General features: G+C 55.5%; 12 protein-coding genes and 2 pseudogenes. 5 read left to right on the forward strand and 9 right to left on the reverse strand.

Annotated elements, in window-relative coordinates:
• Positions 1-7: 7 nt before the first annotated feature.
• Positions 8-2649, reverse strand: a pseudogene (locus MUN86_RS14410) (MGH1-like glycoside hydrolase domain-containing protein).
• 484 nt (positions 2650-3133) lie between these two features.
• Positions 3134-3952: an SDR family oxidoreductase gene (locus MUN86_RS14415; protein ID WP_245118739.1), complete on the reverse strand. Its 819-nt coding sequence runs from the start codon at positions 3950-3952 to the stop codon at positions 3134-3136.
• Between the two features lie 196 nt (positions 3953-4148).
• On the opposite strand from MUN86_RS14415, the gene MUN86_RS14420 reads away from it, so the two are divergent.
• The 3 genes and pseudogenes from MUN86_RS14420 (at position 4149) to MUN86_RS14430 (ending at position 8100) form a co-directional block, all read left to right on the forward strand.
• Positions 4149-5486: a rhamnogalacturonan acetylesterase gene (locus MUN86_RS14420; RefSeq protein WP_245118741.1), complete on the forward strand. Its 1338-nt coding sequence runs from the start codon at positions 4149-4151 to the stop codon at positions 5484-5486.
• Between the two features lie 423 nt (positions 5487-5909).
• A pseudogene (locus tag MUN86_RS14425) lies at positions 5910-6925 on the forward strand (glycoside hydrolase family 88/105 protein).
• Positions 6926-7125: 200 nt separating this feature from the next.
• The gene (locus MUN86_RS14430) at positions 7126-8100 is read left to right on the forward strand and encodes a glycoside hydrolase family 43 protein (protein WP_245118743.1); all 975 of its coding nucleotides are present in this window, start codon (positions 7126-7128) and stop codon (positions 8098-8100) included.
• A gap of 251 nt (positions 8101-8351) precedes the next feature.
• On the opposite strand, the gene MUN86_RS14435 is transcribed toward MUN86_RS14430, so the two are convergent.
• The 7 genes from MUN86_RS14435 to rhaT form a co-directional block, all read right to left on the reverse strand.
• Entirely contained in the window at positions 8352-9344 is a 993-nt protein-coding gene (locus MUN86_RS14435) for a 2-hydroxyacid dehydrogenase (RefSeq protein ID WP_245118744.1), read from the reverse strand.
• Positions 9345-9604: 260 nt separating this feature from the next.
• Entirely contained in the window at positions 9605-10435 is an 831-nt protein-coding gene (locus MUN86_RS14440) for a rhamnogalacturonan acetylesterase (RefSeq protein WP_245118745.1), read from the reverse strand.
• A gap of 221 nt (positions 10436-10656) precedes the next feature.
• Positions 10657-11424, reverse strand: a complete 768-nt coding sequence (locus MUN86_RS14445; protein ID WP_245118746.1) for a rhamnogalacturonan acetylesterase — start codon at positions 11422-11424, stop codon at positions 10657-10659.
• Positions 11425-11790: 366 nt separating this feature from the next.
• Positions 11791-13794, reverse strand: a complete 2004-nt coding sequence (locus MUN86_RS14450) for a rhamnogalacturonan lyase (protein ID WP_245118747.1) — start codon at positions 13792-13794, stop codon at positions 11791-11793.
• A 117-nt stretch (positions 13795-13911) separates the two neighbouring features.
• The gene (locus MUN86_RS14455; protein WP_245118748.1) at positions 13912-15471 is read right to left on the reverse strand and encodes a RagB/SusD family nutrient uptake outer membrane protein; all 1560 of its coding nucleotides are present in this window, start codon (positions 15469-15471) and stop codon (positions 13912-13914) included.
• Positions 15472-15498: 27 nt separating this feature from the next.
• Positions 15499-18612 (reverse strand): SusC/RagA family TonB-linked outer membrane protein, encoded by a 3114-nt coding sequence (locus MUN86_RS14460; protein WP_245118749.1) that lies wholly within the window; start codon positions 18610-18612, stop codon positions 15499-15501.
• A 319-nt stretch (positions 18613-18931) separates the two neighbouring features.
• Positions 18932-20032, reverse strand: a complete 1101-nt coding sequence (rhaT, locus tag MUN86_RS14465) for an L-rhamnose/proton symporter RhaT (protein WP_245118750.1) — start codon at positions 20030-20032, stop codon at positions 18932-18934.
• Between the two features lie 234 nt (positions 20033-20266).
• Between rhaT and MUN86_RS14470 the strand changes: the two genes are divergently transcribed.
• Both MUN86_RS14470 and MUN86_RS14475 read left to right on the forward strand, forming a co-directional pair.
• Positions 20267-22375 carry a bifunctional aldolase/short-chain dehydrogenase gene (locus MUN86_RS14470; RefSeq protein ID WP_245118751.1) on the forward strand — a complete coding sequence of 703 codons (2109 nt, stop codon included), beginning with the start codon at positions 20267-20269 and terminating at the stop codon, positions 22373-22375.
• Positions 22376-22877: 502 nt separating this feature from the next.
• Complete coding sequence (locus MUN86_RS14475) at positions 22878-23903, forward strand: GntR family transcriptional regulator (protein WP_245125750.1); 1026 nt, start codon at positions 22878-22880, stop codon at positions 23901-23903.
• Positions 23904-24097: the final 194 nt, after the last annotated feature.

Consider the following 24097-nt stretch of genomic DNA (forward strand, 5'->3'; position numbering starts at 1 on the left):
ACAGGTGCTACTCTCCTACCCGCGGTTGCAGCAGCTTGGCAATCAGACCCGTCCAGCCGGTTTGGTGGCTGGCGCCAAGGCCCTTGCCATTGTCGCCGTGGAAATACTCGTGGAACAGCAGGTAGTCGCGGAAGTTGGGGTCTTGCTGAAGCTGCTTGTCGTCGGCGTAGATCGGACGGTGGCCGTTGTTGTCGCGCAAAAACAGCTTGGTAAGGCGGCTGGTGAGAGCCTGCGAGATTTCCAGCAGCGTGCAGTACTGCCCCGAGCCAGTTGGGTATTCCACCTTAAAATCGGGACCGTAGTAGTGGTAGAAGCGTTGCAACGACTCCACAATCATGAAATTCATGGGCATCCAGATGGGGCCGCGCCAGTTGCTGTTGCCTCCAAACAAAGACGTGCTAGATTCGCCCGGCTCGTAGTCAACCCGGTCGTTGCCCCCGTCGGCGTGCTCGAAGATATAGGGGTTTTCCTGATGGAAGCGCGACATGGAACGCACGCCGTATTCCGATAAGAATTCGGCCTCGTCGAGCATGCGGCGCAGCAGCTTTTTCATGCGGTGCCCCCGCAGCAACGACAGCAAGTGGGTTTGCCCCTTACCGGGCTCCTGCCAGCGCGAAACCATGGTGGCCAGCAGCGGCCGGTTTTCCAAAAACCAGTTCATGCGACTCACGAACTGCGGCACGTTTTTCAGCGCGTCTTCTTCCAGCACTTCCACCGCAAACAGGGGCACCAGCCCTACCATAGACCGCAGGCGCAGCGGGGTGCGCTTGTCGTCGTCGTTGAGCAGCACATCGTAGTAGAACTCGTCTTGGTCGTCCCACAAGTCGAGCTGCAACTCCGCCACGTTGGCCATGGCGTAGGCGATGTAGAGGAAGTGCTCGAAAAACTTGCTGGCCATATCTTGGTACACCGGGTTGGTTTTGGCCAGCTCCAGCGCAATACGCATCATGTTCAGGGCAAACATGGCCATCCAGCTCGTGCCATCGGCCTGCTCGATGTGGCCGCCGGTGGGCAGCGGCGCGCTTCTGTCAAACACCCCGATGTTGTCGAGGCCGAGGAAACCGCCTTCAAAAACGTTGCGGCCATTCAAGTCTTTGCGGTTCACCCACCACGTGAAGTTGAGTAGCAGCCTGTGGAACATGGTTTGCAGAAAGGCGGTATCGGCGGGGCCGTTGTGCTTGCGGTCCATCTGGTACACGCGCCAGGTGGCGTAGGCATGCACCGGCGGATTCACGTCGCTTAGGTTCCACTCGTAGGCCGGCAGCAGGCCGTTGGGGTGCATGTACCAGTCGCGGGTGAGCAGCAGAAGCTGGCTTTTGGCAAATTCCACATCCACCAGGGCCAGCGGAATACAGTGAAAAGCGAGGTCCCAAGCAGCATACCAGGGGTACTCCCACTTATCGGGCATCGAGATGACGTCGAAGTTGTTGAGCTGCTCCCAATTCGCGTTGCGGCCCTGACGGCGTTGCGTGGGCGGAGTCGGTTGGGCAGGGTCGCCGTGCAGCCACTGCCACACGTCGTAGTAGTAAAACTGCTTGCTCCAGAGCATGCCGGCTAGCGCTTGCCGCTGCACGTTGCGGGCGTCTATGTCGTGCAGGTCGGTTTGTAAGTGCTGGTAGAAATCGTCGGCTTCCTCACGGCGCAGCTTCATGATGCGCTCGAAATCGGCGAACGGGTCTTTTAGCGTCGGGGAAGCCAACCGCAGCCGCAGCACCCGGCTTTGCCCGGCCGGCACATGCAGCACGTAATGAGCAGCAGCTTTGGTACCGCACTTTTCCGGGTTCACGGCTTGATGCCACCCGTGTACGAGGTAGTCGTTGATGCCGTCTTTGCAGTACGGCTCTTGGTTTGCGCAGCCGTAGAGCCGTTGCAGGTTGTTTTCGTTGTCGCAAAAAAGTAGCTCCGGCATCTGCCCGTCTAGCGGCTCGCAGTGCAGCATAAGGTCGGGCAGATCATCGTGCTGGATATGCACCTGGCCGGCTTCTGTGGCGCGGAGTTCGGGCTTGTAACTGTCGTAGCCCCAGCTCCACGTGTTGCGAAACCATAGCTGCGGCAGCACGTGCAACGGCGCATCCTGCTCGCCGCGGTTGTGCACCGTTATCTGAAGCAGGATGTCGAGGGGGTCGGCCTTGGCGTAGTCGAGGAAGATGTCGAAATAGCGGCTGTTGTGGAATATCTGCGTGTCGCAGAGCTCGAATTCCGGCTTCAGACGGCCGCGGCGGGCGTTTTCATGCACCAGCCATTCGTACGGAAACGTGTGCTGCGGATACTTGTAAAGCATCCGCATATAGGAGTGCGTGGGGTGTTGTCGAGGTAGTAATACAGTTCCTTGACGTCCTCGCCGTGGTTGCCTTCGGGCCCGCTGAGTCCGAAGAAACGCTCTTTCAAGATAGGGTCGTGGCCGTTCCAGAAGCTGGGCGCCAAACACAGCAGTTGCTTCTGGTCGCAGATGCCGCCGATGCCTTCCTCGCCCCAGCGGTAGGCGCGGCTGCGGGCTTGGTCGTGGGTGGTGTAGGTCCAGGGTTGCCCGTCGGCGCTATAGTCTTCGCGCACCGTTCCCCACTGCCGGTCACTTACATAGGGGCCGAATTGGTGCCAGCGCGCTTTCCCCTTGTGTTCTTCGTGTTGCCGTTCTTGCTCTTTCGTCATGGACCTCACCCTAAAATTTCCATTCACAAGAAGATAAAAGCTCGGCGTTAAGTTTTAATGAAGTACCGACAAAGGCTGCTCTTCTTCTCTCAAAGAGAAGCAAAGTACTAGTTCTAAAAGATTAGAAAGCTAGTTTTCCTTCTCATCTGAGAAGGGTTAGGAGTGGTTGATTGGCTGTTGAACAACCTATAGAACAGTCATGCTGAGCGGAGTCGAAGCATCTCGCTAGGGTGGTATACTCTTTATCACCACAACGTCAGCACGCGAGATGCTTCGGCTCCGCTCAGCATGACAATACCACTATAACGTCAGCAGGCGAGATGCTTCGACAAGCTCAGCATGACAGGTAGTTTAGCGACGTTAATATGCAGATGGTCAACCACCCCTTGCCCCTCCTCAGATGAGGAGGGGAACTAGCCTTCTAGCCTGCTAGCTCGATAGTTTTTCTAGCAATGGCTGTAAGTGAGAAGCTGCGGCTTTCTACTCAACCGTTGTCGGCGAAGCCGGGGTAGAGAGTCATGCCGCCGTCGGCGAACAGGGTGATACCGGTGACGTAATCCGATTCATCGGAGGCTAGCCAGACGGCTACGCTGCCAATGTCAGCGGGCTCGCCGATGCGGCCGTAGGGAATGAGGGTGAGCAGGCTCTTCTCTTCCTCGGGCGTGTCGCGGGCCGACTCGTTGATGGGGGTGGCAATGGCGCCGGGGCCGATGCTGTTCACCCGAATCTTGTGGGGCGCTAGCTCCTGCGCCATCGTTTTCATAAGCTGCATGATGCCGCCTTTGCTGGTGGCGTAGTTGACGTGGCCGGCCCACGGAATCACTTCGTGCACCGAACTCATGCAGATAATCTTGCCGGTAGCCTTGGAAATTTCGGGCTGCGGGCCGCGCTTGACAAACTCGCGCGCGGCCTCGCGGGCGCACAGAAACTGGCCGGTCAAGTTCACGTCGATTACCTTCTGCCACTGCTCCAGCGTCATTTCCAGTAGGGGCGCATCCACCTGAATACCGGAGTTGTTGACGAGGATGTGCAGCGTTCCAAACTCCTTACGGATTTCATCGAACATGGCCAGCACCTCGTCTTCTTTGCTTACGTCGGCTTTGATGGCAATGGCTTTGCCGCCGGCCTTCGTGATTTCGTCTACCACTTGTTCGGCTCCTTCGGGGCTGTGGGCATAGTTGACAACGACAGAGGCTCCTTCGGCGGCCATGGCTATGGCTACTCCGGCTCCGATGCCGGAGCTGGCTCCGGTTACTAGGGCTACTTGGTTTTGCAAACGTGGGGTTGCAGCAGGCGAAGACATAGTATTGCGGGTTGATGAATTCCTCAAGACTAGATTATCGGGCTGTAGGTTACATGAAGTTTGCGTTTCCTGCTCAGCGGACGAACTGCACTCACCTGTTTTTAGCTCCGAAAAGCCCCTCGCCTAAGCATGACAGTACAGGCAGGCGGACTACAGGACGGATAGTACTTTTAGTGACGTCACCTACCACTCTTCCATGAACCGTACTCTTTTCCTGCCGGCCGCTTTCCTTGGCGTGCTTTTTACTTCGGGCGTCGCGGCGCAGTCGGGCAAGACGAGCTACAAGTTTGATTTTGGCGCCGGTAGCGTAGCGCCCGGTTATCGGCAGGTACTCCCATCTGCTACGTACTCCGAGGAGCGCGGCTACGGTTTCGACTTCAACACGACCGTTTCGGCCGTGGACCGCAAGGGTAAGGATGCGCTAAAAGGTGATTTCGTGACCAGTGACAAACCCTTTTATTTCTCGGTGGATTTGCCGGAAGGCAACTATAATGTCACCGTCACGCTCGGCGACTTAAAGAAGCGGACCTCCACGATGGTGAAGGCAGAATCGCGCCGCTTGCTGCTAGAAAAGACGGAAACCGCGCCCGGCCAATTCACCACCGAAACCTTCACGATTAACATCAAAAACCGCCGCATCAACGACACCCTGACGGTGGGCTTGAAGCCGCGGGAAGTAGGCAAGCTGGATTGGGACAACAAACTCACCCTGGAATTCAACGGCGCGGCCACTTGCCTCAACGCCCTGGAAATAACGCCGGCGCCCAACGCCATAACGGTTTTTCTGGCCGGCAACTCCACCGTCGTCAACCAGGACGATGAGCCGTGGGCGGCGTGGGGCCAGATGATTCCGCGCTTCTTCAAGCCAGGCGTAGCCATAGCTAACCACGCCGAATCGGGGCTGAGCTTGGGCAGTTTCCTGGGTTCGCGCCGCCTCGACAAGGTGCTGAGCGTGATGAAGCCCGGCGACTATCTATTCGTGGAATTTGGACACAACGACCAGAAGGAAAAAGGTCCCAACGACGGCGCCTACAAATCCTACACCGAGCGGCTACAATTCTTCGTGCGAGAGGCAAAAAAGAAGGGCGGGATTCCGGTTATCGTGACGTCCACGGCCCGCCGCAACTTCGACGAATCAACAGGCAAAAACGTGAACAACCTCGGCGACTACCCCGATGCGGCCCGCAAAGTGGCCCAAGAAGAAGGCGTGGCGCTCATTGATTTGAACGCCATGACCACTACGCTCTACGAAGCGCTGGGAGTCCAAGCCTCGATGAAAGCCTTCGTACACTATCCCGCCAACACCTACCCCGGCCAAGAGAAGGCCCTGGCCGACAACACCCACTTCAACCCCTACGGCGCCTACGAAATTGCGAAGTGCGTGGTAGAAGGCATCAAAGCTAACAAGCTAGGTTTGACGAAGTACCTCAAATCGGACATCCCGGCCTTCGACCCCGCGCATCCCGATGCCCTCGACAAGCTAGTGTGGGCCGACAGCCCCCGTAATACGGTGATAAAACCCGACGGAAACTAGCGTTAACCTAAGCAGCACCTGAACCGCAAGCCTCACTACCACCCTACTTTACCTCATATGAAAAGAACTTCTTCTCAGCACCTGACAGTAGGTTTATTAGGATTAACTCTGCTGGTTGGCACGCCTTTGCTGGCCCAGAAAGCCCCGGCAAAAACGACCCCAGTAAAAGCCAACGACACCACCACGCCGCTGCACCTGTTGCAGCCGGATTATCCGGTGCCGTATGGCAAAACCAAAGCCGAGGAAGTGAAGCAGGTACTGGACCGGGTGTACACGTATTTGGATGCCGCCACGCCTGCCCAGCTTGTTGATAAGCAAACCAATGCCGTTGTTAGCACCAGCGCCAAGTTCAACCCCAACGCCGTTATCAAGCCCGGCGACTTCCGCCTAACCAGCTACGAATGGGGCGTTACGTACTCGGGCATGCTGTTGGCCGGCGAAGTAACCGGCGACAAAAAGTACACTGCCTATACCTTCGACCGGCTTAAGTTTCTGTCGGAGCTGGCGCCGTACTATAAGGAGTTCCAAAACGCCAATCCGAAGGCGCCTACGCCCATGCGCGGCTTCATGAACCCGCACGCCCTCGATGATGGCGGGGCCCTAACGGCCTCCATGATCAAAGCCCAACGCGCCGGCCTGTCCGCCGATTTGCGCCCCCTGATTGACGGCTTCGTCAATTACATCATGGCCAAGGAGTTCCGGCTGACGGATGGCACTTTGGCCCGCAACCGTCCGCAGCCGAACACGCTCTGGCTCGACGATATGTACATGGGCATTCCGGCCCTAGCGCAGATGGGTAAACTTACCGGTGAGAAGCGTTACTACGATGAAGTAGTGAAGCAGTACACGCAGTTTTCGCAGCGTATGTTTAACCAGCAAAAGGGGTTGTATATGCATGGCTGGGTGCAGGAAATGAGCGTGCACCCGAGTTCCACTGGGCCCGGGCCAATGGATGGGCCCTCATGACTACCGTTGACATTCTGGACGTGCTACCCGAAGACCACCCCGGCCGCCCTGCCATGCTAGCGCAGCTAAAGGCCCACGTAAAAAGCCTAGCGGCGCTGCAAGCCGGCAGTGGCTTCTGGCACCAGCTCCTGGACCGTAACGATTCTTATTTGGAAACCTCAGCCACGGCCATTTATGCCTACGCCATTGCGCACGGCATCAACAAAGGCTGGCTCGACACTAAGGCTTACGGTCCCATGGCTTTACTTGCCTGGAACGCCGTGAGCACGAAAGTCAACACCAAAGGGCAAGTGGAAGGCACCTGCGTGGGCACTGGCATGGGCTTCGACCCGGCATTCTACTACTACCGTCCCGTGAATGTGTACGCCGCCCACGGCTACGGCCCGGTTATCTTAGCGGGCGCCGAAATCATCCGTTTGCTGAAAACTCACCCATCCGAAATCAACGACAGTTCCGTTCAGATAACCAACTAAAAAAGCTTAGCAACCAGCCTGAACAGCCTGTTGCGCATGCTGACGTTGCCAAACTATTGTCATGCTGAGCGCAGCCGAAGCATCTCGCTCGACTCATTAAATTAGTTTTGCAACCTCAGCACGCGAGATGCTTCGGCTGCGCTCAGCATGACGTAGCGCCTGACGTGGCGCTTGCTCGCTCATTCTCTCATTCTATTTCAATGCACAGAAGCACTTATCGAGTTGCCGTACGTATTTGCACCGCGCTAGGTGTTTTTGGGCTTGCCTTGGCTGCCCTGCCCGCGTTGGCGCAGCAGCCAGTCAAGAAAGGAGAGCCGCTGGTGTTTTCCTACTTCAAAGGCAACGGCGAAGATGGTCTGCACCTCGCCTACAGCCGCGACGGATACTCTTGGACTTCCCTGAAAAAAGACAGCACCTTCCTGCGCCCCACCGTGTCGAAAGACAAACTCATGCGCGACCCCTGCATCATCCGGGGGAAAGATGGTTTGTTTCACATGGTATGGACAGTGAGTTGGAACGACAAAGGCATTGGCTACGCCAGTTCCAAAGACCTAATCACCTGGAGTGCGCAACAGTTTGTGCCCGTGATGCAAAAAGAAGCGGAAGCTCGCAACTGCTGGGCCCCGGAAATCACCTACGATGCTGCTACCGGCGCCTACGTCATCTACTGGGCCACAACTATCAAGGGCCGCTTTCCCGAAACCCAAAGCACCGCCGACGCGGCCTACAACCACCGCATCTACTACGTCACGACCAAGGATTTCAAAACCTACTCCGATACCAAGCTGCTCTACGAACCCGGCTTCAACGTCATCGATGCCACTATTCAGCGCGACGGCAAGCGGTACGTAATGTTCCTGAAAGACGAAACCCGCGAGCCGGCCCAAAAGAACCTGCGTGTGGCGTTCAGCAACAGCATTACGGGTCCGTACAGCAAAGCCTCGGCTCCCATCACGGGCAAGTATTGGGCGGAAGGTCCCACAGCTGTGAAGCTCGGCAACGAGTGGCTGGTATATTTCGACAAGTACACTGAGCACAAATATGGCGCGGTGCAATCCACTGACCTCCAAACCTGGACCGACGTATCCGACAAAGTGCAGTTCCCCAAAGGCCTACGCCACGGCACCGTTTTTCCGGTGACCGAGAAAGAACTTAATGTGCTATTGAAGCAGTAAAAGGGGTAATTAGACTAACGCTGTTTAAACAGTCGCTCGACCGTCATGCTGAGCGGAGTCGAAGCATCTCGCTAGTGTAGTATACTTAATGAGCGTCACAATGTCAGCACGCGAGATGCTTCGACAAGCTCAGCATGACGGTAGCACCACAACTTCAGCACACGAAATGCTTCGACTCCGGCTGCGCTCCTGGCTTGATGCGCCAGTTTCGTAGGATGTTAGCTGACTTCCTAAATCGATATAGCTTTTGCTTAGGGCTGCACTGCATTTGCGAGCGGTTTTCCTTGTTCGAAGTCGGTGATGTTCTGTAGGGTAATGCGTGCGATGTTGTGTAAGGCGTCGGCGGTGAAAAAGGCTTGGTGGCCGGTGACAAGCACATTGTTGAACGAGAGCAGGCGCATGAACACGTCATCCTGAATGACTTTGCCCGACATATCCTCGAAAGATAAGTCGCCTTCCTCTTCGTACACATCCAACCCCAAGTATTTGATCTTTTCGCACTTAAGACCCTCAATCACCGCTCGTCCATCAATAAGGGCGCCGCGGCTGGTGTTGATGAGCATCATGCCCTCTTTCATCTGGTTGATGGACTCCTCGTTGATCAGATGATACGTCTGGGGCGTGAGGGGGCAGTGCAACGAAATAATGTCGGATTGAGCGTACAGGTTCGGGAGGTTGGTAAACTCCACGCCTAGCTCGTTGGAAGCGGCGCTAGGTTGCACATCATACCCGAGCACCCGGCAGCCGAAGCCTTTTAGAATCCGGGCCGTCACCAACCCGATGGCGCCTAGCCCAATAATACCGACCGTGCGGCCGTGCAAATCGAAGCCCATGAGGCCATTGAGGGCAAAGTTGCCTTCTCGGACTCGGTTGTAGGCGCGGTGCGTTTTGCGGTTCAGCGCCAAAATCAAGGCCAAGGTATGTTCCGCCACGGCATAGGGTGAATAAGCCGGTACGCGCACCACAGGCAAGTTGAGGGCGACGGCCGTTTTCAGGTCCACATTGTTGAAGCCCGCGCACCGCAGAGCCAGCAGCTGAACCCCATTTTCCGCTAACTGGTGCAGCACCTGCGCATCAACCACATCATTGACAAACACGCATACTACCTCCGTGCCTTGAGCCAGTGGAGCAGTGCTGGCATTGAGCGGCACTTCCAGAAACCGGAGCTGATGGCCGTACTGCTGATTAACTTCTTCGAAAAATTGGTGGTCGTAGGGCTTGGTATTGAAGAAGGTGATAGTCATGCAGAGGAAATAAGAAGGAACCCGAGAAAGAACAACTACGCTCCGACCCTATTGTGTTGAGAAGTCGGCAGTAAATCAAATAACCACGTTTTCTGTACCACTGAGCGGCCGCGTTGTTGCCAAACAAGCTGTTTGTTCATCACAACGCCGCGCAACAAATCCAGAAAAGGCAGTTCTGAATCCGTTGCGCGGCGCATTATTATGAACAATACGGGTCTACTACCAAGCGTAAGTTGACAGGCCGTTACCTACTAGCCGCCTTATGCTTTGACCATGTATTTGAGGAGCGGGTTCTTCTTGATGCTCTTCAGCCCATCAACTACCGATTCGGCGTTTTGGCGGGCGCCGGCCTCGATGGTGTGGGTGTGGTCGGTGGCGTTGAAGTACGTGCTTTTCACTTTCGCCTCGCCTTCCTTGTCGTATTTGTCGGCAACAATTTTGTTGAGGTCAATGAAGTAGGCACCGCCTTGCTTGGCGGCTTCGGAGGCCCACAGGCCGTAGTCGGCGGTGGCGCGGTTGGCTTTGCCGGCAGTCCAGGTATTGCGTGGAATGGGCGAGCAAACATAGACCGTGGCGCCTTTGGCTTTGGCCTCGGCAATGAATTGGCGTAGGTACCAACCGTAGCTGTGCACCACTTCCTGTTGCTTCTTGATGGGGTTGAAGATTTCTTGGCTTTCGTCGCCGTTGCTTTTGATGGTGCCCCGCGCCCGGGCCGTATCGGCTAGCGGGCCGTTGTCGTTGTGGCCGAACTGCATGATCACGAAGTCGCCGGGCTTGATATTCGCTTGCACTTTGTCCCAGAGGCCGTTGGTGCGGAACGTTCGGCTGCTGGTGCCGCCGAGGGCGTTGTTGCGCACCGCAAGGCGGGTGGTATCGAAATGAGCCGGCAGGAAATTGCCCCACCCCCATAGGCCACCGTCGCCCTTGCCTTTGCCATTCTTCACCGTCGAATCACCAATCAGGAACAGTGTTGGTTTCTTGGAAGCTTGCGGCAAGATGGTGAAAGCAGAAAGGGCAAGTAGCACGAGCAACAAGCTGTAGGTTAAAACTCCTTTGCTGCGCTGCGTGCTTTCGTGTGGTTGGTGTTTCATTCGTTTAATTTTTAGTCTCTATACAAACTATTTATCTGTCATGCTGAGCGCAGTGCAACGAAGCCGAAGCATCTCGCTAGTGTGTTAAATGCCTTACTATCGTAACGAGTCGAGTGAGATGCTTCGATCCCTGGCTTGATGCGCCACATGCTCCGCAGGACGGTTACTTTAGCAGTGTCAGCACACAACATATTTCATTGCCTCAGCAAGAGAGACCCTTCTTAGCTGCGCTTTTTAGCCAAGAACTTATTCAAGGGCAAACTCTTGGTGGCTTTGATGCCATCAATCACCGATTCAGCATTGAGGCGGGCGCCGGCTTCGTTGGTGTGGGTATGGTCGCCGGGGAAGCACTTCTTCACCTCGTCGGGGCCGAGCTTGTCGTATTTGTCGGCCGTGATGCTGTTCAGATCAATGAAGGCTACACCTTCCTGCTTGGCTACTTCGGCAGCCCATTTGCCGTAGTCGTTGGTAGCCCGAATCACCTTGCCTTCTTTCCATTCGTTGCGCGGAATCATGGAGGCGACCATGGGCGTGGCACCTTTGGCTTTGGCTTCCTTTATGAATTTGCGCAAGTACCAACCGTACGTGTGCACCGTTTCCTGGCGGCCATCCGGCCAAACCAAGTCCTTGGTTTCTTCGCCGGTACCCTTGAGCACGCCGCGGCGGCCGGCCTTAGTTGTATCGGGGGCGCTGCCTTCGTTGTGGCCAAATTGCATGATCAGAAAATCACCGGGTTTGAGGGCATTGTGCACTTTGTCCCACCGACCTTCCGAAATGAACGTGCGGGTGCTACGGCCCGCCATGGCGCTGTTGTTGATGCTGATGCGGGTGGTATCGAAGTAGCTAGCCAGTTGGCTGCCCCACCCAGCTTGCGGGGCGTTGGTATTGCGCACCGTGGAGTCGCCGATAAGGTAGAGCGTAGGCTTGGATGGCTTTAGGAATGCGGTTAAAGCGCAACATAGCGCGAGCAGCGCAAGTAAGTTTTTCATGGAGCGGGGTGTTGCTTCTCTTGAGTTTCGCTGTGGATGTTCGAAATGAATTTAAAGTGACACGCCCAAAACGCAGGCAGCTTAACCAGAACAGAAAGTCTTACAGAGCTTGCCAAAGCATTTGGCGTGCTGACGCTGAGGAAGGTATTGTCATGCTGAGCGGAGTCGAAGCATCTCGCTCGATTCATTGAGTTGGTCTTGCAACCTCAGCACGCGAGATGCTTCGACAAGCTCAGCATGACGGTCTAGTTGTGCTAGGCGTTAGCACGCCCAATGCTTCGACTGCGGCTGCCTTCAGCATGACGGACGGGTTATGTTGGCACGATTGCAATTAGATGGAATGCTATGTTGATTGAGCTTGGCTAATCACTTGCCAACTTTTGCCGTCTCTGGTTTCATGCCTTCACCTAAGTAGTAGCTGGTGTGCGGGGGCTGGTTGTAGCCCACATTTTCGCGGGCTACGCCAAGCCGATACGCGGGGTCTTGCATCAGGGTCACGAAACGATGCGTAGTCGGAATGGTGGTCGTGAAGATCAGCAGTTCTTCATTGTTGGCGTTGCGCCAGATTACTTCTTCGCGCCAGTCGCCAAACAAATCGGCACTGACACAGGGCGTGGCTTTGGTGCCATTGCACGACATGGCCCCCAAAGGCTTGCCATCGAGCAGCGTGCTGGAAGTACCAGCTTTGTAGTCCCACTTGGAAATGGTGGTGCCATCGAGCAACTCGCGCAGTAAGTCCCCGTCCCACCAAATGCCAAAGTTGACGGCGCGGGGTGCCGGCCCAATTTTCACGCCTTTGCTGGAAAGTAGCCCTACCTCTGCGTTGCTGGCCCACACTTCGGCGCCCAAGTGGCGCGGGTCGATGTCGGCGGCCATGCCCCGGCCCACGTCCTGCCCGGGCACGCCCGAAAACAGCACTTTGCCGGTGGTGGCATCGTACATAGCCGCGCCGGGGCCGTTTTCGTAGCCGGACACTTTCTCCTCGTTTTCGTGCACGCCCCACGCTTCCAGGTCGGGCGTGGTCGGGTCGAAGTTGCTGACGTGCAGCGCGTCGCCGTGACGCAAGCCAGTACTGAACAACCCTTTGCCATTATCATCGACCACCATCGAGCCGTACACGATTTCGTCTTTACCATCAAAGTCGACGTCATTGACGCTCAAACCGTGGTTGCCCATACCAGAAAACGGGCTTTTAGCGTCCTGCGAGTCGAACACCCAACGCGAGATGAGCTTGCCGTCGCGCCAGTCCCAGGCGGCTAGCACCGAGCGGCCATAGTAGCCGCGGCACATTACGGCGCTGGCGTGGACGCCGTCTAGATACGCTACGGCGGCCAGCATCCGGTCGGCGCGGTTGCCGTGGCTGTCGTTACCGCCGTTGCCCCCAATGCCGCCCCACCCTCCCAAGTCGCCGCGGCCGGGAGCATAGGGTGCCGTGGCCATAGCTGCCCCGGTCAGGCCGTTGAACACGGTGAAATATTCTGGGCCCGCCAGAACCCGGCCGTACATTTTGTCGCGGGTGCCGGCTACGGACGGGGCATCGGTGGGCACGGTGAGGGTGCGGTAGTCCTTGTTGGCGTCACCGATTACGGTGCCTTTGCCGTCAATGGTGCCATCGGCGGTTTTGCAAGCTAGCTCGGCTTTGCCGTCACCATCAAAGTCATACACCAAAAACTGCGTGTAATGGGCGCCCGCCCGGATGTTCTTACCCAGGTTGATGCGCCACAGCTGCGTGCCATCCAGCTTATAAGCGTCGAGCAGCACCGGCCCCGTGATGCCGGCTGAGCCATTGTCGCGAGCGTTGGAAGGCTCCCACTTGAGCACAATTTCATATTGGCCGTCGCCATCCAAATCAGCCACGGAAGCGTCGTTGGCGGTGTAAGTGTATTCGCTGATTTCGGTGCCGCTGCTTACGCTGCCGCCAGCGGGGCGCTTCAGCGGCACCCGCATAAGGTTTTGCGCCCACACGGTGGCTTGTTCGGCTGGTGCATCTTGCATGCTGCGAGTACCTGCTTTACCAGCAACTAGCAGCACCGAATACGTGTAAGTCTGCGCAGCATCAGCGGTTTTATCGACCCAATTGGTGCTGGTGCTAACGGGTTGGCTGGTCAACTTGACGGCCTTGCCTCCCTTCGCCTGACGAAACACCAGAAACCCCGCGCCCTGCGGGTCCGAATCCAGCAACCGCCAACTCACAAACACGCCCCCTCCCTCCTGCTTCACGGCCACCACGCCCCGGCCCAGTCGCTCCATCTGGCGCTGTGTGGCCACGGCTATCGGCTTGACTTTCGGGGTAGGCTTGCTTGCAAAACCTGCGGCCAGCAAGCCGCCAATTAGCAGCAGGTAACCAGCCTTATTTGAAGCGTACTTCATAAGTTGAGTGTATAAACGCGAAGAACAAGGCGGCTGCTCACATCGTCCGTCAGTCCTTTGAATGCAACAGCAACGGGCAGCTCGATATAAGCTGCCCGTTGGGATGAGACCTAACTATTAGTTGTAACCTGGATTTTGCTCCCAAAAGCCAGGGTTCAGACGCAGTTCCAAGATTGGAATGGGAAAAAGCAAATCGTGTTCGTCGAGCTGCCGGAAGTTGGCGCCTCCGGTAGCCGTGGTACCGGTAGTGCTACGCTTGAAGGCTGTCATCACCGAAATAGCATTACCGGTGCGCACTAGGTCGTGCCAGCGCTGGCCTTCCGCTATAAACTCGTAGCGGCGCTCTTTCAGCACGGCAGCCCGGAAGGCCTCTTTCGTCGCAGCTTCGGGTGAGGCAGCCGTATATTCAGATATTCCCGAGCGTTTCCGAATCTGGTTGATAAGGGTGAGAGCCATAGCGGGCGGACTACCAGCCTCCTCGTTCAGCACCTCGGCGTACATCAGCACCACGTCTTCGAAGCGGATGATGGGAAAGTTGTTGGGGTAATCGGTCCGGTTTTGTATCGCCGTAATGCCTTTTTCCAGAAACTTAGTTAGCTGTGGCCTCCCAGCAACAATGGCCCCAGTGGTAGGGTTGCGGATAGCTGAATCAAGTGTTGCAGCCTTGCGCTTGTCGATCTTGGGCCAGTTGGCGCCGAACAAAGCTGGAGGCAGCGTAAAGTCAGCAGCAAATGCAGGAAAGGGCGACCAAAACGTAGGGAACACTTGACCCTGCTGCCACGGAATCGGGTTGCCCAGGCCGGTGCCGCCGGAAATGTACTGCAGCTCGAAAACGGCGTATTTGTTGTCGTTAGCTGCTTTAAATAAGTCGGCAAAATTCGGAGCAACCGAGAAGGTGTTAGCACCAGCAGCGGCGTATACCTCCATGAGTTCCTTTTTGGCTAAGGGCAGAGCGCTGGTTTGGCGCAATGGGTAGCCATACATCGTGAGGTATACCTTACCTAGCAAAGCTTTGGCAGCCCACTTGGTAGCGCGGCCCTTGTTGGTGGCATCAGTGGCAGTACCTACCGTAATAACGTAAGAAGACGGCAGGTTTTCGGCAGCAAAGGTTAAGTCGTCGACGATAAACTTATACACGTCAGCGACGGGAGACCGAGGCACGTTTTTCGACTCTTCAATGCCCACTGGTTTGTCGACGATGGGCACCGCACCCCAGTAGCGTACCAAGTCGAAGTAAGCCAAGGCGCGCAAAAATCGGGCTTCCCCCTTGAACTGCTCGACGCGGGCAAAGGTGAAGGGCTGAATTCGCTCTTGCAAGACATTGGCCCGGTACACAATTTCGTACAGGTCAGTCCAGGTAGCTTGTAGCTGGGGAGTCTGTGAAGTTGCGTTGAAGTTGCTTACGTCGCTGTAATCCCGCTGCACGGTGGCCACGTCGGCGGCCACGTTGTCGGAGCGAAATTCAGCCAAAAACCAATAGGAGTTCTCGGGTAACGACAGACAACCGTTGTAAATGGCCATTACGCCTTGGTTCACCTGGTTTTCGTCTTTGTAGAATTCATCTACCGTGTTGTTGGCGACGGGTGGGATATAGAGCACATCCTCCTTGCAGGATGCGGTTAGCAACCCAGATATACTCAGGGAAGTAGCGTAGACGAAGTATTTAAAGGCTTTCATCGGATTATCAGTTGAGGTGGGACCGGACTACAAAGACAGGTTGAACCCGACAGTGTAAGTGCGGGACTGCGGATAGCTGCCATTGTCGAAGCCGCCATTCTGCAGGGCCTCCGGCGAGAAGCCGCCCGTGTAGTTGTGCCAGATGTAGGCGTTTTCCAAGGCTATGTAAATGCGGGCACCGGAATAAAGCCGATGCTTGGGCAGAGTGTAGCCCAGAGTCACGTTTTTAACCCGGATATAATCGGAGCTATAGAGCCAGCGCGAATCCAGCAAGGAACTGTTTTGCGCCGTGATGCTTGGCGTTTTGCCGTCGCCGGGCTCAGCCTCAGATTTCCAGCGGTTGTTCCAGCTAGAGGCGTGGTTGTAGAGGTAGCCCATGCCGGGTCGGTCGATGGAGCGGCCAATGAGCGAATATAATTCGCCTCCCTGCTGCGCATTTACCAGCACGGTCAAATCAAAATTCTTGTATCGGAAGTTGTTGGTAACGCCAAAGATGAACTTAGGCGTCGGGTTACCCATAATGGTGCGGTCATCAACCGTGATTTGACCGTCGCCGTTTACGTCGCGGTACTTGATGTCGCCCACGCGGGTGTTGGTCAGTTTCGGTTCGGTGTCAACTTCGGCCTGAGTTTGGTACACGCCGATAGCGTCGTAGAGCAAGTACGAGTTGACGGGCAACCCCACTTGCAGGATGCTCACGAAGCCGCCAGGGCTATTGCCAGTTTGCACGGGCGTGTTGTCGTAGTCCAGCTTTTCTACTCGGTTCGTGTTGTAAGAGGCGTTGAAGCTCGTGCCCCACTCAAAGGCTCCTACTAAGTTGCGCGAGTTCAGGCCGAGTTCAACGCCTTGGTTGTACACTTCGCCGATGTTGACGTAGGTGCGGGTGAAACCGGTAAGCGACGAGAGCGGCACCTGGTAAAGCAGGTCAGTAGTGTTTTTCGTGTAGTAGTCGGCAGTTACTTGCAGCCGGTTTTGCAGCACGCTAAAGTCAAGACCATAGTTGAAGCTAGCTGTTTGCTCCCAGCCTAGGTCCTCGTTCTGGAAACCACTCGGGGCATATCCGTTAATGCTCGAGCCGTTTAGCGAGTAGTTGCTCACCCCCAGGGTGGCGAACTGCGAGTTGTTTGGAATGCGGTTGTTACCCGTCACGCCCCAGCTAGCTCGCGCCTTCAGGTCGCTGATGAAGGTAATGCCTTGCATGAAATTCTCGCTCGATACGCGCCAGCCTAACGAAACAGCTGGAAAATAACCAAAGGGCCGGTTGGCGCCAAACTTGGAAGATCCATCGCGCCGCAAACTGGCCGAGAGCAGGTACTTTTCTTTGTAGTTGTATTGTGCCCGAGTGAAGTACGATAACAGGGCCTCTTTGCCAGCCCTAATGTTATTTTGGCTGGTAGTGGAGTTGGCCCGGTCAAAAAGGTACGTCAGGTCGTTGGGTAGTTGGGTGTTCTCCTGCTGCGACTCATCCAAACGAGTACGCTCTACGGAGTAGCCCAAAATAGCTTCGAGGCGATGATCACCAAACGAACGGGTGTAGTTCATCACGCTTTGGAAGAGGTAGCGCGTATTGAACGTTTGGTAATACCGCGAGCGGCTCAAAGAGCCTTCTGGGGCGCCAAACCATTCGCGGCTGGAGTTAGTAGGAAAGAACTGCTGGTCTTGGAAGTACCCGTTGTCCATGGCGCCCAGCAACTGTAGCTGCAGCCCTTTGTAGATATCAAAGTTCAGGCCCATGTTGGCATTGAGGCGGGTGCGCGTGCCGCTGGCCTGCGTCCGTTCCATTACGGCCACAGGGCTGATGTAGCGGCCCGACCACGCATAAGTGGTATACGGGTCAGCTCCCACATATATCCCGGCTTCTTTGGGAGCTACAGGTGGCATTTGGGCAGCGTTCAGGGCCTGCCCACCCGTGCCATCTACCCGGCCTAGGCTGCTCCACTCCATACTTGGGGCCAGCGTCATAAACAGCTTAATGCCCTTGCGAATTTGTGCATCGAAGTTGGCGCGTAGCGTAGCACGTTGCAGATTGCTACCGATGATGATGCCCTTCTGGTCCAGAAACGAGCCGTTTATGTTGTAGTTGACGTTATCGGTGCCGCCCGACACGCCTACTGTGTACTGCTGCATAATTGCCTTGCGGAAAATAGCGTCTTGCCAGTCGATGTAAGCCAAACTATCCTGGCCATATTCCCACTTGGGGTCGTAGGTATAGCGAATAATATTGGTTTGGCTTGGGGGGGTGCCGTTCACTGTCAAACGCTGAAGGCGAGTAGCTCGCGAGTCTTCCACTCGGTTGGCAGGGTTTTGTGACAACCAGTCCAGGTCAATTCCCTCCTTGCGCATCTGAATCCATTCTTCCGCCGACTGCACATCAAGCCGGCTCTCCGCTATTTGAACACCCGTGAAACCCGAGAACTGCAGTTTGGCCGCACCTTTCTTGCCACGCTTAGTCGTTACTAAGACTACGCCGTTGGAGCCCCGTGAGCCATAGATAGCCGCCGAAGCAGCATCTTTTAACACCTCGATATTGGCTACGTCAGTTGGGTTGATGCCGCGTAGATTCTCTACGGGGACCCCATCTACTACATACAGCGGATCATTGGAAGCGTTGATAGAAGCCGCGCCACGCACCCGAATTTGTAAATCGGCACCAGGTTCGCCAGTGGTCGTTTGCACGTACACACCGGGCATCTGACCCACCAGTGCATTCTCAATGCGGTTAACGGGCCGCTCCTCAATCTCCTTGGCCGTGATACCCGTGACGGCGCCCGTTACGTTGCCGGCTTTTTGCGTGCCGTAGCCCACCACTACTACTTCCTCCAACGCTTTGTTGTCAGCGGAGAGGCCCACATTGATTGTGGTTTTACCATCAATAGGCACCTCTTTCGTGATGTAGCCTACGAAAGAAAATACCAGCGTACCTGTGCCGTTGGGCACGCTTAGCGAAAACGAGCCATCGGCATTCGTACCCGCCCCAATCGTAGTGCCTTTCACTACTACGGTCACGCCGGGCAACGGCTCATTTTTATCGGCAGTGGTGACTTTACCGGAAATCGATTGCGACTGGGCAAACAAAGACCGAGTAAAGAGAAGTAGTACCAGCAAGGGTACTACTTTAGCTAAGTGGTATAGCTTTCTCATGCGGTGTAAAGGTGAAGGTTAGGCAGATGGCTTGCCGAATTATGAAAAGTCCATGAAGGTATTATCCCACTTCACACATCCCCTCCCGTACTTACCTGCTTGCCATAATTATTTGGCTTCATTAATAGTTACAAAAAAAGCCCGGTACTTAACCGGGCTTTTTTGTAGTTCATATATAGCAACTACACTTAGTATCTACTGCTTAGCACAAACACTAAAGACTCTAACTGAAGCTGAAGCATGTTGAAATCATCCTGTTAGCAAAATCCTTTTGGCAGAAAGATTTTACTGTTAGCAGATTGACCCACCCAATAGAAACTTATTGTGCTTGCTGCGCTTCCGCGGCGACTTCCGTCAATGGCTTTGCTTTAGCTGGCACCGCAGCTTCTGCCGTATCTGACCCCAAGTAGTTACCGTATCCCACTATCACGGTGGATAACACCACCGTCAGAATTCCAGCAGTTACAGTGCGCATCGTGGCGCGATTGGCGCCACGCCATTCGTGCAAGTACAAGCCCCACATCGAGCTGAACGCAATAATGAAAGCCATGTGTAGAGTCCAGCCCGAGAACCGGTAGACGCCTAGCTTGGTGTCGCCCATGCCATAGAAGAAGAACTGGAAGTACCACAGAGTGCCCGCCATGGCGCAAAATATAATGTTGCGCAGCGCCGGGTACGAAGGGTTGATATAATCGGTGTACGTGCGGTTTTTGAGGTTGAGATACAAGCACCACACCGCGTTGGTCGTAAGGCCACCAAGCAAAATCACCACCAAGATGGCGTTGTTCTTATAAAGCGGGTCGGCGCCTTGCTGCACCGCCAGGTCAGCAATTTTCTGACCGGCCTCCAGTCCGAAGGCAAAGCAGGCGCTCATGATGCCCGAAAACACGGCCACCAGCAGCCCCTTCCGCAAATCATACTCTGCAATCGATTCCCCTTTTTCTTCAGCCGACAAGGATTTTTCCTTCATAATCCCGGCCCGGCTGCAAATCAGAATACCTACTAGGCACACAAACAAGCCAAACAGCGTCACCTGCCCCGAAGCGGTGCTTATCAGCTGCGACATGGTGCCGCCCCAGATGGGTGGTACCAGCGTGCCGACTAGGGCGCAAAGTCCCATAATGACGGCCATCCCCAACGACAGCCCCAGGTAGCGCATAGCCAGCCCAAAGGTCAGGCCCCCGAAGCCCCAGAGCACGCCCCAGAAATACACCCAAAACAGCGTGGAGTTATCCGTTTGACGCAGCACTTCCATTAGGTTGGGGATGGTCACGAAACCTAACAGCCACGGAACCAGCAGCCACGACACGATGCCGCCTACCAGCCAGTAGCTTTCCCAAGACCACCCTTTTACTTTCTTGTAGGGCAGGTAAAAACTGCCGGACGCAAAGCCCCCAGTGCGTGAAAAATGACTCCCCAAATAACTGCCATAGTGTGAGATTTTTACCAAACCTGCTTTATATACTGCTACAAACAGTCCTGTGCTCTCCTGAGCAGCCTGGAAAGTTTCTTTCTTGTGCAGGCAAAGTACCAGATATAATAAATAATTTACCCTTGAACAGGAGAGTGCAGGAGTTTCGCCCTTCGCCAATCAGCGTACTTTGATGAAAAGCATACTCTTACTGTTTTCTGGCAACTTCACAGAAGCATCACTATGGAAAAAACGCTAACCTTTCAGCACGTCAGCTATTTGTGGGACGAGGCGAAGGCGCTGGAGTTGAGCGGCGACGAAGTCGCCCTGTTCCTGTACCGCTCTAACCTGCTCGGCGCGGATCTGCGCCTGACCAACTATGCCGGGGGCAACACCTCCTGCAAAATCCAGGAAACAAACCCTGTCACGGGCGAAGCCGCCGAAGTGATGTGGGTGAAGGGCTCGGGGGGCGACATCGGTACGTTAACAAAGGCCGGCTGCGCCAACCTCTACGTTGAAAAGCTGCACCAGCTCAAGAACCGCTACCGCGGCCTTGCCCACGAAGACGAAATGGTAGGCTTGTTTGAGTACTGCCTCTTCGACCCGAAGTGCGCCACGCCTTCTATTGATACGCCGCTGCACGGTTTGTTGCCCTTCAAGCACATCGACCACTTGCACCCCGATGCCCTTATTGCTATTGCCGCCAGCAAAGATGGCGAGCAGATCATGCACGAGATTTGGGGCGACACCATGGGCTGGTTGCCGTGGCAGAAGCCGGGCTTCGATTTGGGCTTACAGCTCGAGAAAATTGTGGCCGACAACCCGCACCTGCGCGGCGTCATCCTCGGTGGCCACGGCCTCTTCACGTGGGGCGAAACCAGCTACGCTTGCTACCTCAACACCTTAGAAGTAATTGAGCAAGCCGCTACCTACCTCGAAGCCAATTACGGCAAGAAAGGTCCCGTATTCGGCGGCGTGAAGCGCGAGCAGACCCTGGATGCCACGCAGCGGCGCCAGCAAGCCGCTGCCGTGATGCCCGTACTGCGCGGCCTAGCAAGCAGTCAGCGTCGCATGCTCGGCCACTACACCGACGACGCCCGCGTACTGGAGTTCGTTAATTCCAACGACCTGCCTCGTTTGGCGCAGAAAGGCACCTCCTGTCCCGACCACTTCCTACGTACCAAGATCCGTCCGCTCGTCCTCGACGCCGACGTAATGCAGGGCGACGCGGCCAGTGTTAAAACCTATTTGGAAGGCCAGTTTGCAGCTTACCGCCAGGACTACGCGGCGTACTACGAGCGTAGCAAGCACGCCAACTCGCCGGCCATACGCGACGCTAACCCGGTTATTATCCTGTGGCCCGGCGTGGGCATGTTCGCCTTCGCCAAAGACAAGCAGACCGCCCGCGTAGCCGCCGAGTTCTATACCAACGCCATCAACGTGATGAAGGGCGCGGAGGCCGTGAGCGAATACACGGGCCTCGCCGAGCAAGAAGCCTTCAACATCGAGTACTGGTTGCTGGAAGAAGCTAAGCTTCAGCGCATGGCGCCACCCAAAGCCCTTTCCGGCAAGGTGGCCTACGTGACGGGCGGCACCGGCGGCATCGGCAAAGCCATCTGCGAGGAGCTGCTCAAGTTCGGCGCCTGCGTAGTAGCCGTAGACCGCGACCGACTGGAAGAAACGCAAGACGAGCTGCGCAAGAAGTTTGGTAAGGACAGCGCCCTGAGCGCGGCCATCAACGTGACCGATGCCGACAGTATCGCCGAGTCGTTGCGCCAGAGTGTTCTGCAATTTGGCGGCGTTGACATCATTGTTAACTGCGCGGGCCTGTCGATTTCCAAACCGCTGGCTGACACCACGCAGGCGGATTGGGACATTCTCAATGATGTGTTGGTGAAAGGCCAGTTTCTGGTGAGCCAGGCGGCGGTGGAGATTTTACGCCAGCAGGCCCTAGGTGGCGACATCGTCAACATTGCCAGCAAGAACGGTTTGGTGGCAGGCCCCAACAACGTGGCGTACGGCACGGCCAAGGCAGCGCAGCTGCACATGAGCCGCTTGCTGGCCGCCGAGCTCGGGGCCGACAAGATCCGCGTCAACACCGTCAACCCCGATGCCGTACTGCGCGGCTCCAAGATTTGGGAAGGCGAGTGGGCTGCGGGCCGGGCCAAAGCCTACGGTATCTCGGTGGAAGAACTGCCCGCTCACTATGCCAAGCGCACCTTGCTCGGCGAGGAGTTGTTGGCAGAGGACATTGCCAAGGCCGTGCGCGTGTTTGTGGATGGTTCGCTGAGCAAGAGCACCGGCAACGTGCTCAACGTGGATGGCGGCGTGGCCATGGCCTTCGTGCGCTAAGCGTTGCTTGGTTTCATAAGCAACTTAGTTTGAGCGGCTTCGGCTAACTCAACTAGAAGCTACCGAAGCCAGACATACGAATATTACCAAATAGAAGACCTGATGGGTTGATCGCAAAATCAACTCGTCAGGTCTTTTGCTTTTCCGGAGTATCGGCTGCCGAGTGCGCCTTAAGTGAGCGTTCCGGCAACGTTCCCGATGATTTTTACCAGGAAAAATTGTCTTTACAGCTATTAAAGCGAGCTTTTTTCAGTATTTTCAACCACTTGGAGTTTTCCCGCCTTCCATTTTATACTCGGAAAGGCTGCAAGTTCAAGGCACGGTTCATGCACCAGACCCTTAATCATACAATCGATTGCGTACTAGATAATCCCTGATTAAGTTTCTGATTCAGAGTACCCCGCTCCGTAAATTCCCACCTATTTCTTCCTCCACCATGATCTACAAATCTGCCTCCCGCGACCGAAACCCGAGTATCGGTCTGGCCGAACCTCGCGAGTTGATGGTTGCCCCTGATTTTTATAAACTTCAACTAAAGCCTCAAGACAAAACGCCGAAGTATAAGCAGATCGTACAGTCGGTAATTACGGATATCGAGCGGGGTTTGCTAAAAAATGGCGACCAGCTTCCTTCTATCAGTGAATTGAGCGTGGAATACTACATTGCCCGCGACACCGTAGAGAAAGCCTACCGCGAATTGCGCGAGCGAGGCTTTATTACGTCGGTGCAGGGCAAGGGCTACTATGTGCAGGCCAACGACACCACCAAACTCAAGATTCTGCTCGTATTCAATAAACTGAGCTCCTATAAGAAGATCATCTACTACGCTTTCCTGGAAGCCCTGGGCGAAGAGGCCACGGTGGACCTCCAAATTCACCACTACAACGTGCATTTGTTCGAGGAAATCATCGAGAAGAGCCTAGGCAAATACAACTACTACGTGGTGATGCCCCACTTCACCCTGGACACCGAGAAAGCCACGTATCAAAACATTCTGAACAGGATTCCCTCGCAGGAATTGGTATTGCTCGACAAGGATATTCCGGAGCTAAAGCACGACTGCCTGCGCGTGTTCCAGGACTTCGATAAAGACATTTTCAACGCGCTGGAAAACGCGGCTGATCTGCTGGAAAAGTACTCGCGCTTGGTGCTGATTCTGCCTAGCGACGCCAACCACCCCGAGGAGCTGCCGTGGGGTTTCCGTTCGTTCTGCTTGCTGCACAACAAGACGTTTGCGGTGGTGGAAAATGCCATGAACGAAGTACTGCAAGTAGGTACGGCCTACGTGGTTATCCGTGAAACCGACCTCGTGGAACTGGTTAAGAAGATGCGGCAAACCAGCTACTTGCTGGGCCGTGAAGTGGGCATCATCTCGTTCAACGAAACTCCGCTGAAAGAGCTACTGAACATGACGGTTATCACCACCGATTTCGAGGCGATGGGCCGCACCGCCGCTACGCTCCTACTCGATAAGCAGCGCGTAAAAGTGAAGAATCCATTTTACACGATCCGCCGCGGGTCGTTGTAAGCAGTTTCACCGGTAAGCTCAGTTGGGGCTTACGCAGCAAGTTTGATACGCACCGCGAAGCTCTGCTTGGCGACCCACCAGAACAACCGATACCCCCTGACCGGTGTCTATGGTTTCGAGGGTTGCGAAGCAGAGTTTTTGCTTACATCGCTATCTACTGCATTGTACTAGGTTACAACCTCCAGACCACCCTC

Origin of the sequence: Hymenobacter volaticus (assembly GCF_022921055.1) — a bacterium.
Classification (GTDB): domain Bacteria; phylum Bacteroidota; class Bacteroidia; order Cytophagales; family Hymenobacteraceae; genus Hymenobacter; species Hymenobacter volaticus.

Bases quoted from the DNA above. Each gene is read 5' to 3' on its own strand.
- MUN86_RS14475 (WP_245125750.1), top strand. From the start codon at position 22,878: ATGGTTGCCCCTGATTTTTATAAACTTCAACTAAAGCCTCAAGACAAA.
- MUN86_RS14420 (WP_245118741.1), top strand. From the start codon at position 4,149: ATGAACCGTACTCTTTTCCTGCCGGCCGCTTTCCTTGGCGTGCTTTTT.
- MUN86_RS14415 (WP_245118739.1), bottom strand. From the start codon at position 3,952: ATGTCTTCGCCTGCTGCAACCCCACGTTTGCAAAACCAAGTAGCCCTA.
- MUN86_RS14430 (WP_245118743.1), top strand. From the start codon at position 7,126: ATGCACAGAAGCACTTATCGAGTTGCCGTACGTATTTGCACCGCGCTA.
- MUN86_RS14440 (WP_245118745.1), bottom strand. From the start codon at position 10,435: ATGAAACACCAACCACACGAAAGCACGCAGCGCAGCAAAGGAGTTTTA.
- MUN86_RS14460 (WP_245118749.1), bottom strand. From the start codon at position 18,612: ATGAGAAAGCTATACCACTTAGCTAAAGTAGTACCCTTGCTGGTACTA.
- MUN86_RS14450 (WP_245118747.1), bottom strand. From the start codon at position 13,794: ATGAAGTACGCTTCAAATAAGGCTGGTTACCTGCTGCTAATTGGCGGC.
- MUN86_RS14470 (WP_245118751.1), top strand. From the start codon at position 20,267: ATGGAAAAAACGCTAACCTTTCAGCACGTCAGCTATTTGTGGGACGAG.
- MUN86_RS14445 (WP_245118746.1), bottom strand. From the start codon at position 11,424: ATGAAAAACTTACTTGCGCTGCTCGCGCTATGTTGCGCTTTAACCGCA.
- MUN86_RS14435 (WP_245118744.1), bottom strand. From the start codon at position 9,344: ATGACTATCACCTTCTTCAATACCAAGCCCTACGACCACCAATTTTTC.
- MUN86_RS14455 (WP_245118748.1), bottom strand. From the start codon at position 15,471: ATGAAAGCCTTTAAATACTTCGTCTACGCTACTTCCCTGAGTATATCT.